Source organism: Neobacillus sp. K501 (assembly GCF_053749995.1).
The window spans coordinates 88,740-99,702 of sequence record NZ_JBSLYA010000007.1 but is presented as its reverse complement, the minus strand read 5'-3'; the positions used below and the strand labels follow the sequence as shown (position 1 = coordinate 99,702).

The 10,963-nt window shown below is 39.2% G+C and carries 9 protein-coding genes and 1 riboswitch; of the genes, 5 read left to right on the top strand and 4 right to left on the bottom strand.

All coding sequences use genetic code 11. From position 1 onward, the window contains the following. Positions 1 to 79: 79 nt before the first annotated feature. Together ACWM35_RS16245 and ACWM35_RS16240 are read left to right on the top strand one after the other, a co-directional pair. Positions 80 to 1,408, top strand: coding sequence for an oligosaccharide flippase family protein (locus tag ACWM35_RS16245; RefSeq protein ID WP_454819845.1), 1,329 nt, complete (start codon positions 80 to 82; stop codon positions 1,406 to 1,408). Positions 1,409 to 1,493: 85 nt separating this feature from the next. Next, positions 1,494 to 2,009: an RNA polymerase sigma factor gene (locus ACWM35_RS16240; RefSeq protein WP_454819844.1), complete on the top strand. Its 516-nt coding sequence runs from the start codon at positions 1,494 to 1,496 to the stop codon at positions 2,007 to 2,009. Positions 2,010 to 2,040: 31 nt separating this feature from the next. On the opposite strand, the gene ACWM35_RS16235 is transcribed toward ACWM35_RS16240, so the two are convergent. Both ACWM35_RS16235 and mscL read right to left on the bottom strand, forming a co-directional pair. Further along, positions 2,041 to 2,649, bottom strand: coding sequence for a Bax inhibitor-1/YccA family protein (locus ACWM35_RS16235; protein WP_454820085.1), 609 nt, complete (start codon positions 2,647 to 2,649; stop codon positions 2,041 to 2,043). 79 nt (positions 2,650 to 2,728) lie between these two features. Further along, positions 2,729 to 3,130: a large conductance mechanosensitive channel protein MscL gene (gene mscL / locus ACWM35_RS16230; RefSeq protein WP_454819843.1), complete on the bottom strand. Its 402-nt coding sequence runs from the start codon at positions 3,128 to 3,130 to the stop codon at positions 2,729 to 2,731. A 137-nt stretch (positions 3,131 to 3,267) separates the two neighbouring features. Further along, a riboswitch (PreQ1 riboswitch) is annotated at positions 3,268 to 3,314 on the top strand. Positions 3,315 to 3,402: 88 nt separating this feature from the next. Between mscL and queF the strand changes: the two genes are divergently transcribed. Then, a complete protein-coding gene (gene queF / locus ACWM35_RS16225) occupies positions 3,403 to 3,900 on the top strand; it encodes a preQ(1) synthase (RefSeq protein WP_454819842.1) in 498 nt (165 codons plus the stop codon). Positions 3,901 to 3,947: 47 nt separating this feature from the next. Here the strand turns inward: queF and ACWM35_RS16220 are convergent, their stop codons facing one another. Continuing rightward, positions 3,948 to 5,180: an aminopeptidase gene (locus ACWM35_RS16220; protein WP_454819841.1), complete on the bottom strand. Its 1,233-nt coding sequence runs from the start codon at positions 5,178 to 5,180 to the stop codon at positions 3,948 to 3,950. A gap of 323 nt (positions 5,181 to 5,503) precedes the next feature. Then, positions 5,504 to 6,772 carry an MDR family MFS transporter gene (locus ACWM35_RS16215; protein WP_454819840.1) on the bottom strand — a complete coding sequence of 423 codons (1,269 nt, stop codon included), beginning with the start codon at positions 6,770 to 6,772 and terminating at the stop codon, positions 5,504 to 5,506. 168 nt (positions 6,773 to 6,940) lie between these two features. Between ACWM35_RS16215 and ACWM35_RS16210 the strand changes: the two genes are divergently transcribed. Then, a complete protein-coding gene (locus tag ACWM35_RS16210) occupies positions 6,941 to 9,130 on the top strand; it encodes a DNA topoisomerase III (protein ID WP_454819839.1) in 2,190 nt (729 codons plus the stop codon). A gap of 290 nt (positions 9,131 to 9,420) precedes the next feature. Continuing rightward, on the top strand, positions 9,421 to 10,938 hold the full coding sequence (gene hutH / locus ACWM35_RS16205; RefSeq protein WP_454819838.1) for a histidine ammonia-lyase: 1,518 nt from the start codon (positions 9,421 to 9,423) through the stop codon (positions 10,936 to 10,938). Positions 10,939 to 10,963 lie beyond the last annotated feature (25 nt).

Below are 10,963 nucleotides of genomic sequence, written 5' to 3'. Positions count from 1 at the left end.
TGCAAAAATCCTCTACTAATACTAGGACTTGTCTCATAGGTTAATAAAGAAAGCCTGGGATAGAGGGGATTTGAGAATAATGGCTATTTTCTATAAAGGAATTTTCTTTTTAGCGGCGTCTGCCTTTTTAGGCGAGGGTGTCGAGTTTTTAATGAATATGATTCTCGCAAAAGAGCTGGGAAAGCATGGTTTAGGGTTATTTATGTCGATTATGCCATCCATCTATTTAATTGTGCTGCTCGCTAGCTTCGAGCTCCCGGTTTCGATTTCTAAGTTTATTGCCGAAAAAGAAGAAAGGTTTCATCGCAACATTCTTTATCATGCCATTACGATTACCATCATATTTACGTGTTTTCTGCTGTTAGCAGGAACAATTATCATTCCGTTTATTCCGGTGTTCGACGGGTACCACCCATTGACAAAATGGCTTGTGATTGTGTTAATTCCCGTAATTTCCTTTACCTCTGTTGCTAGAGGATATTTTATGGGCAAGCACCAGATGGGGAAAATTGCCGTTGCCAACTTCTTACGGAAATCGATCCAGCTTGTCTTGCTGTTTGTCATGTTTCGACTCTTTGAATTTGATACGGAAGCCGCCGTGTTAATTGCAATTGCCACCTTTATCGGCAGTGAAATTGCCGTCTTTCTTTACTTAGTCTATATGTTTATCATTCAATTTCAGCATCTGAAGCGGATGCCATTTTCTAATTTGAATCGCAAGGTTGTCCGTAAAAATTTAATGTCGGTATCGGTACCAACAACAGCACTGCGCTTATTTTCGGCTTTGACAGGTGCGATTCAACCTTTTTTAATTAAGGCTGCATTGGTTCGATCGGGAATATCTGACACTATTGCAACAGAACAATTTGGGATGCTGATGGGGGTTGCGGTAACGATTGGATTTTTCCCGGCGTTTATCGCCCATTCCTTAATGATTGTTCTTATTCCTGCGGTTTCAAAAATTTATTCGGAGCGGGATTATTCTACACTGCAAAAAATGCTCTCTCAGGTGATGAAGCTGACCTTCCTTTATGGGATACCAGCGATGGTTGTGTTCTATCTATTTGCGGATGAACTCACTTCCATGTTTTTTGACTCCTCGACAGCAGCAGTGTATTTGCAAATGCTTTGGCCCTTTTTCTTATTTCACTTTTTCGTGATGCCGATGCAGGCATTTTTAATCGGCCTAGGGCTGATTAAAGATACGTTTATTCATTCGATTTGGGCAACGGCCGTTTCTTTTGCCATTATCATCCTGTTAGCTTCCAGGCCAGAATGGAGGATGGAGGGTGTCATCATCGCAATGAATACTAGCTCTGTGCTATTGGCGTTGATGCATTATTTAAGTATCTGTAAGAAAATTGGTGTTTCGATTTTTTTAAAGGGTATTGTCCAAAAAAATAGTTAAAAATTTCATGGATAGTGTAGGGGTTAGTGATTCTACTTCCGTCTATTTAAGTGAGGATCATTAATCCGGAGGAAGGATGTAAGAAATGAATAGTCATACAGATTTATTTGAGAGTATTGTTATGGAACATGGGAAATCCATTTTTAACTATATATATTCGCTAGTGAAACAAAAACAACTTGCTGAGGATTTGTATCAGGAGGCACTATTATCTGCCTATTTGGCGTATACGTCGGTGAAAGATACAACAAAAATAAAAAACTGGCTGTTTACGATCGCAGGAAATAAGTGCCGTGATTATTGGCGGAAGGAAAATAAAACGAAGCAATTTTGGAAGGAAGAGGTTTATACCTATTCTTCAGCAGTGGAGGCACCGCCTTTACCGGAAGATGAGGTATTACATAGGGATTCAGCGGAACAAATGGCAAAGAAGGTTAAGGATTTGCCAGAAATCTATCAATATCCAATTTATTTATATTACTACCAAGATTTCACCCTGATTGAAATCTCGAAGCAAAGTAATCTCCCAATCTCAACCGTCAAAACAAGAATTAAAAGAGCCAAGGATCGCCTGCGTCCGAAACTGCAATCATTGGCATAGAAAAAGCCGGGGAAAACCCGGCTTTTGTTTGTTAATCCTTACTAGATAGGATTCCAAAGATCCGTAAGATACTGACGAAAAGGTTAACAAAGTCTAAGTATAGATTCAATGCCATTAATGGTACTTCTTCTGCTGTTACCCCATAATGCTTCATCCGGCTGATGTCAAATAGGACATAACCACTAAAGACAAGAACTCCGATGAAGGAATATGCAAGCATCCCGGTGCTGCTTAATGGGATGAAAATATTAAAAATGGAAATCGCTACTAAAGCCAGTAAAGCTGCCAACAGGAATCCACCTAAAAATGAGAAATTCCTCTTCGATTTTGCCGCATAAACTCCTACTCCCGTAAATACAACCGTTGTCGTACCGAATGCCATCATCACGACATTTGCTCCAGCCGTCGCTGCATAATAGGCAACAATTGGGTAAAGCGTAATCCCAGAAATAAAAGTGAAAGCATACAAGAACGTATAAGAGATCGCCTTTTTTCTTCTAAAGAAGATGACTACCAGCAGCATGACAACTTCTAGGATAGCCAATGGTAAAAATAAACTAGGCGGTACGAACATACCTGCCATTGTTCCAAGAAACGCAAAGGCAAGAGAAAGGGCAAACGTTCTTAAAACGGATGGCATAAATTCAGTTGATGTTTGTGGATACAATTTTCTTCACCTCAAAAGTATTAATATATATATAGAATATACGATTTGAGGGTCAAGATGTTTCATTTTTTCTCGAAAAATCTTTTTCTTCTTTCAATAAATCCCTAATTTCCGCCAACAATACCTCTTTTTTATCAGCCTGTACTACTTCTTTAGCTGGTTCCTCTTTCTTTTTGAAGCGATTGAGGAATCTAATAAATAGGAAAATCGAGAAGGAAATAATTAAAAAATCTACAACGGTTTGGAGAAAGAGGCCATAACTTAATTTTGCTTTGCCAACGGTTATGGCAAGGCTTTTAAAATCAACGCCTCCCAAAAGTAATCCAACTAAAGGCATGATAACATCGTTTACAAGAGAGGATACTATCTTTCCGAACGCGCCGCCGATAATAACCCCGACAGCGAGATCAATAACATTTCCACGCATCGCAAATTTTTTAAACTCATTTAACATAATGATAAACCTCCGGTAAATAGTTTTGTCAATTGTACACTATAGGATGATCGTAGTTCAATCCAACAATTGGACGATTGACAGTTAGCAGTTTCTTTTTTATAGTAACTATGTTACTAAATATTTTACCTGTATGTACGGGAGAGGTTCATAGCGGACACCCTCTATAAAAAACTATGGAATGGAGAATTCAACCATATCCTTAGGATATGGTTTTTTGTTTTTTAGAAAGGACCGTCTCCTATGATACGGAAAATTAGGAGGATTATTAAATGGCAGGAAGAACGGATGCAGAATTAGAAGGTGTTACACTACTAGGAAATCAAGGGACAAAATATTTGTTTGAATATACTCCGGATGTTTTAGAGGCGTTTGATAATAAACACCCCAACCGTGATTATTTCGTAAAATTTAACTTTCCAGAGTTTACAAGTCTTTGTCCAAAAACAGGGCAGCCAGACTTTGCCACTATTTATATTAGCTATATTCCTGATGAAAAAATGGTTGAAAGTAAATCTCTTAAGCTTTACCTTTTCAGCTTCCGTAATCACGGAGATTTTCACGAGGACTGCATGAACATTATCATGAATGACTTAATTAAATTAATGAATCCACGGTACATTGAAGTATGGGGTAAATTCACCCCAAGAGGTGGAATTTCGATTGATCCGTACTGCAACTACGGCAGACCGGGAACAAAATATGAGCAAATGGCCGATCACCGCTTAATGAATCATGATTTGTACCCTGAAAAAATTGATAACCGATAAAAAGGAAAAGAGCAGCTCGATTATTTATAGGAGCTGCTCTTTTACTATTAAAAAGCCCAGTTGCCGCCTCTAAACACTGGTTCAACCTTGCCATCTGCTGTAATACCATCGATGTCCATCTCCGCCGAACCAATCATGAAATCAACGTGGGTAATACTTTCATTGAGTCCATTCTCCTTAAGCTCTTCAGGAGACATTTTTTTGCCGCCTTCAATACAGAATGCATAGGCACTGCCAATCGCAAAATGGTTTGAGGCATTTTCATCAAACAGGGTATTGTAGAAAAGGATGTTTGATTGGGAAATTGGTGAATGATAAGGAACGAGTGCAACTTCCCCAAGATAATGGGAGCCTTCGTCAGTATTGACCAGACGCTTAAGTATTTCTTCGCCTTCTTCGGCTTTCACACCAACAATTTTTCCATTCTCAAATGTAATCGAGAAACGGTCAATGATATTTCCTCCATAGCTAAGCGGCTTTGTGCTCGCAACGATTCCGTTTACACCCGTTCGATAAGGAACAGTGAATACTTCCTCAGTCGGCATATTGGCCATAAATTCAACACCATTTTCATTTACACTGCCGGCTCCCACCCAGATATGATTTTTCGGGAGTTCGACAGTTAAGTCGGTTCCTGGTGCTCTATAATGAAGTTTTGCGTAACGCTTTTCGTTTAAATAGTGTACTTTTTCATGAAGAGTTTCATCATGCTTTTTCCAAGCTTCTACTGGGTTATCAACGTCCACTCTAGTAGCTTTAAAGATGGCTTCCCAAAGTAATGAAACTTGATCTTCCTTTGGGGCATCAGGGAATACCTTGGCAGCCCAAGCAGGAGATGCAGCGGCAATAACCGTCCAGCTAACCTTATCTGATTGGATAGCTTGGCGGAATTTAGTTAATGCTTTTCCAGTTGCTTTTTGGAAATTGGCAATTCGGTCAGGATTCACACCCTTTAATAGGTCAGGGCTTGCAGAAACAATGGACATAAAGGCAGCACCCTGTTCAGCTAATTCCTCTTGTTCTTTGGCACGCCAGACAGGATATTCATTGAAGGCATCATCTGGGGCAAGGTCGTACTTTGTTCTTGATACGACGTCGTCATTCCAGTTTACAACCACATTCTTCGCACCAGCTTCGTAGGCACTCTTAACTACGAGACGGACAAAGCCAACTGCATCCAAAGTAGCCGTAACCACTAATGTTTGCCCTTTTTGAATATTTACTCCAACCTTTACGGCCAGTTCAGCGTATTTCTCAAGGTTCTTTTTGAATTCACTCATGATAAAATCTCCTTTGTCAGAATCTTCGTAGTTAATTGTAACTTTTTTATAGAAAAAAAGCCAAAAAAATAGTAGAGATTCCGCTCTCTACTGTAATTTGCTTCCGTATACTTTTATATTAAAATAAACACCTGCAGAAAATAATACTAGAAATGTAATAATACCTGATAATGAAGTAGGAGACATAAAATGTGATAGTTCCACCTATACCACCGTCCTTATAATAGAAAACCTCTACAACATAATTATAATATTAAAAGACATAAATGTGAACAATTTAGTACAATTTTTCAAAAAGTTTTTGAACGAAAAAAGGATCCCTTTTAGGATCCCATCGCTGATTTCTTTTCAAATAAGTGAAACATTAGCCAATAAATTGCGGCGCTTGCTAGTGCAAGTAGAGTAAGTACAAAAAATGTCCATCCATATCCGATCCCGACGGTTAAGGGAATAGATAAGGGGGCAATGGTTCTACTGATGGTGAATCGTAAAGACGCAGCTGCAAAATATTGCCCTCGCATATGTTCAGGTGCTAGTTTACTAACAAAGCTTTGTTGAATACCAGCGCCCATTAATTCAGCAAATGTGAAAACAGCCATCGCTAAAATGAATCCCCATATCCAATGAGTTTGGCTAAAGAGAACAATCGATATCGCATAAACCACAGACGAAAGAACAAAAACATTCCGCTCTTTGAACTGATCCATCCATTTCGTTACCATAACGGTTAGTAAGGCAACGAGGAATCCGTTCTCAGCAAGAACAATTCCAAAGGCTTGCTCTCCTTTGACCGTAAACGACCACTCACCGATGGAAAAGATGGTCTGCTGTTCAATGACATCTTTCATATAAACAGGAAATAATAAATCTAGCTGCATAAAAGTCTGACCTGCTAATACCCCGGCAATGATAAATAACAAAAAAGTTCGATCCTTAATAATTAAGGAATAATCCTTAATCTGATTGAGGAGGAAATAGTACCATTTGCGATCACCATCAATCGCCGTCACTTTTTGTACCGGTACCGTTTCTCTTGTCCATTTTGCAAGGATGAATCCAAGTAAGATACAAACAATGCCGGCAATGAGTAGAAGTTGGAACCGGTATTGGACATAAAAAATGGCTCCAATAATCGGACCAATGACAACCGCAATATTAATAGAAGTATAAAAAATGGCAAATACACTGCTGCGGTTTTTCTCATCGACAACATCGGCTACCATTGCCTGGCTTGCAGGCCAGTAGAAGGAACCAAATACACCGGCAACTGCAAAGGAAATAAACCCTATCCATGGTGAATTTAGTAAAGGTGAACTAGCAGCGGCAAAAGCTAAAAATGAAAGTCCCTGCCCGATAGCGGATAGAACCATCATCCTTTTTCGGCCGAATCGATCCGCGCAATATCCTCCCATCAGATTGGCGAGTACTGAAAAAAGCTGTGAAAATACTAATAAAAACCCTGCTTTACTTTTACCAAATTCGTCTGCAAAATAAATCGTCAAAAATGGAAAAAACATCCAAAAGGTGATATTCATCATCGCTTCACTAAACAAGCGAACCTTTAAATTAGGATCCCAGTCTCTAATTCTCATGTTGAAAGTCCCCATTTCTAATTTCATAACTTTTTCATCATACTATCCTTATGGAAGAAAATACAAGAAATATGAATGCGGTCTCATCTTTGAGTCATCAGAAAAACTGATTCGATTGTGTACGTATGCTATAGTTAACTTATGGAATTTTGAAAGGATGTTTAAAAGATGGCAAAAAGTGTTGTAATTGCAGAAAAACCCTCTGTCGCACGTGATATTGCACGTGTTCTTAAATGTACTAAAAAAGGCAATGGATTTTTAGAAGGTGATAAATATATCGTGACCTGGGCATTAGGTCACCTAGTCACACTTGCAGACCCAGAAAACTACGATATGAAATATAAAACATGGAATTTAGAAGATCTTCCGATGCTGCCTGAGCGATTGAAATTGACCGTCATTAAGCAGACAGGAAAACAGTTCAATGCTGTTAAAAGTCAACTGACTAGAAATGATGTCAATGAATTCATCGTTGCTACAGATGCAGGTAGAGAGGGGGAGCTGGTTGCACGATGGATTATTGATAAGGCTAAAGTCAATAAACCGATTAAGCGTCTTTGGATCTCATCTGTTACAGATAAAGCGATTAAAGACGGTTTTGCCAACTTGAAGCCTGGTAAAGCTTATGAAAATTTATATGCATCGGCTGTTGCACGTTCAGAAGCGGACTGGTATATCGGGCTGAACGCAACACGAGCCTTAACAACGAGATTCAATGCCCAGTTAAACTGTGGCCGAGTCCAAACACCGACCGTAGCGATGATTGCAGCACGTGAGGACGAAATCAAAAATTTCAGAGCTCAGGTCTATTATGGTATTGAAGCCCATACTACGGATAATTTAAAGCTTACTTGGCAGGATGTAAAAGGAAACGGCCGCAGTTTTGATAAAGATAAAATCGATTCGATTGTGAAAATATTAGGCAAACGGAATGCGGTTGTAACAGAAATTGAGAAAAAGCCTAAGAAATCTTTTTCACCTGGTCTCTATGACTTAACAGAACTTCAACGTGATGCAAACAAAATATTTGGATATTCCGCAAAGGAAACATTAAATATCATGCAGAAGCTGTATGAGCAGCATAAAGTGTTAACATATCCTCGTACGGATTCCCGTTATATCTCTTCAGATATTGTAGGGACGCTTCCGGAACGATTGAAAGCATGTGGTGGTGGAGAATATCGTTCACTTGTAAATAAGATCTTAAAAAAGCCGATCAAAAGTACAAAAGCATTTGTGGATGACAGTAAGGTATCAGACCATCATGCGATTATTCCTACTGAAAGCTATGTAAACTTTTCGGCGTTCTCGGATAAAGAACGCAAAATCTATGACTTAGTCGTCAAACGATTTTTAGCGGTTTTATTCCCAGCATTTGAGTACGAGCAATTAACGCTGCGTGCGAAAATTGGGGATGAGAATTTCGTTGCGAGAGGAAAAACGATTTTATCAAACGGTTGGAAAGAAGTATACGAAAATCGCTTTGAAGAGGAAGAATCAGCTGATGAGCTGAAAGAACAGATTTTACCTCGAATCGAAAAAGGCGATACATTAAACGTGAAATTAATCGCGCAAACGTCAGGTCAAACGAATCCGCCGGCACGATTTAATGAAGCGACATTGCTTTCGGCAATGGAAAATCCAACAAAGTATATGGATACAAAAAATAAACAATTAGCAGAGACGTTAAAATCGACGGGGGGACTTGGTACTGTTGCCACACGTGCAGACATTATTGAAAAGTTATTCAATTCCTTCCTAATTGAAAAGCGTGGCAAAGATATTCATATTACTTCAAAAGGTCGTCAATTATTAGATTTAGTTCCTGAAGAACTAAAATCTCCTACTTTAACGGCTGAATGGGAACAAAAGCTTGAGCAGATTGCTCAAGGGAAGTTGAAAAAAGATGTTTTTATTCGTGAAATGAAAAACTACACAAAAGAAATCGTTTCTGAAATTAAAGCGAGTAATAAAAAATACAAGCACGATAACATTTCCACAAAAAATTGCCCAGACTGTGGAAAACCAATGCTTGAAGTAAACGGTAAAAAAGGGAAAATGCTCGTTTGCCAAGATCGTGAATGTGGACATCGTAAAAATGTTGCACGAGTAACGAATGCCCGCTGTCCGCAGTGTCATAAAAAACTAGAGCTTCGTGGTGAAGGTGAGGGCCAAATCTTCGCCTGTAAATGTGGATATCGTGAAAAATTATCTGCTTTCCAAGCCCGACGCAAAAAGGAATCTACTGGTAAAGTAGACAAACGGACTGTGCAAAAGTATTTAAAAAACCAGAACAAAAATGAAGAGCCAGTGAATAATGCATTTGCAGACGCATTAAAAGGGTTGAAGTTTGAATAATACTATTTGAAAGGAGGGCTAGCGAAGCGTCCCTCCTTTCTCTATCTTTCATATGTTATTGTGCTAAAGTGTTATCGTGCTAAAATTCTGAATATTCTATTGACAAATAAGCTTTTCTTCTCGTACAATAATTATTACTATAATAAGAAATTTGAATGGACTGATCCCATATGAGGAAGCGAAAAATAAATCAATATCCATTTATAAAAGAGGCTGGACTCCTATTCTAATCTGAAAAGGAATCCAGCCTCTTTCTTTATTATACTAAAGTGGTAGAGGAGAGAGATGAAATGATCACACTAACGGGAAATAGTTTAACTTTAGAACAAATGAAGGATGTATTATACCGCAAGCAAAAGGTAAGCGCTTCAGATAAAAGCATGGAAGCTGTTGCCAAGAGCCGCTCAGCAGTGGATCGTATTGTAGCAGATTCTAAAGTGGTTTACGGGATTACGACAGGGTTTGGAAAATTTAGCGATGTGTTAATAGACAAGAGCGATGTTCAAGATCTACAGCTTAATTTAATTCGTTCTCATGCATGTGGTGTAGGCGAACCCTTTCCGGAGATTGTTGCGAAAGCCATGGTTCTTCTTCGAGCAAACGCACTGTTAAAAGGTTACTCAGGCATCAGACCACTTGTAATAGAAAAACTCTTGGAATTAGTGAATAAAGACATTATCCCTGTGATTCCGCAGCAAGGTTCTCTTGGTGCGAGTGGTGATTTAGCACCACTTTCTCATCTTGCTTTAGTTCTAATTGGTGAAGGAGAAGTATTTTATCAAGGAAAACGAATGGATTCTCTTTATGCTCTTCAACAGGAGGGAATTCTTCCCGTTACATTAGAAGCAAAAGAGGGGCTAGCACTTATTAATGGTACACAGGCAATGACGGCAATGGGCGTTGTTGGCTATTTGGAAGCGGAGCAGTTAGCGTATGAAAGTGAATTAATTGCCTCAATGACCATGGAAGGCTTGAATGGAATCATCGATGCTTTTGCTGAAGAAGTCCATATTGCGAGAGGTTATCAGCAGCAGATTGACACAGCAGCAAGAATTCGCCGCTACTTAAGTGATAGTTTATTAACGACAGAGCAGGGAGAGCTCAGGGTCCAAGACGCCTATTCCCTTCGATGCATTCCACAGGTTCATGGGGCTTCTTGGCAAGCATTGGACTATGTAAAGGAAAAATTAGAAATAGAGATGAATGCAGCGACAGATAATCCATTAATTTTTGACGATGGAGAAAAGGTCATTTCAGGTGGTAATTTTCATGGTCAGCCGATTGCTTTTGCCATGGATTTTATGAAAATTGCTGTTGCTGAGCTGGCAAATATTGGGGAACGGAGAATTGAAAGACTTGTGAATCCACAATTGAATGATTTACCTCCGTTTTTAAGCCCTGAGCCAGGTTTACAATCCGGAGCGATGATTATGCAATATGCAGCTGCCGCACTTGTTTCGGAAAATAAAACACTCGCACATCCTGCTAGTGTCGACTCCATTCCATCCTCTGCTAATCAAGAAGATCATGTGAGCATGGGAACAATCGCATCCAGACATGCGTATCAAATTATTCAAAACACAAGAAGGGTGCTTGCGATTGAACTTATTTGTGCCATGCAGGCTGTGGAATTCCGTGGAGTAGAGAAAATGGCGAGCCAGACAAAAAGATTATATGAAAAAGGAAGAGAAGCAGTCCCGACTATCAAGCAGGATCGGATTTTCTCTAAAGATATTGAGAAGGCAGCAGAGGTCTTGAAAGAAATGGATTTAACGAAACTAATACAGATTATTGATAAAGTAAAATAAACAACAGGGAGTGGTACGCCACTCC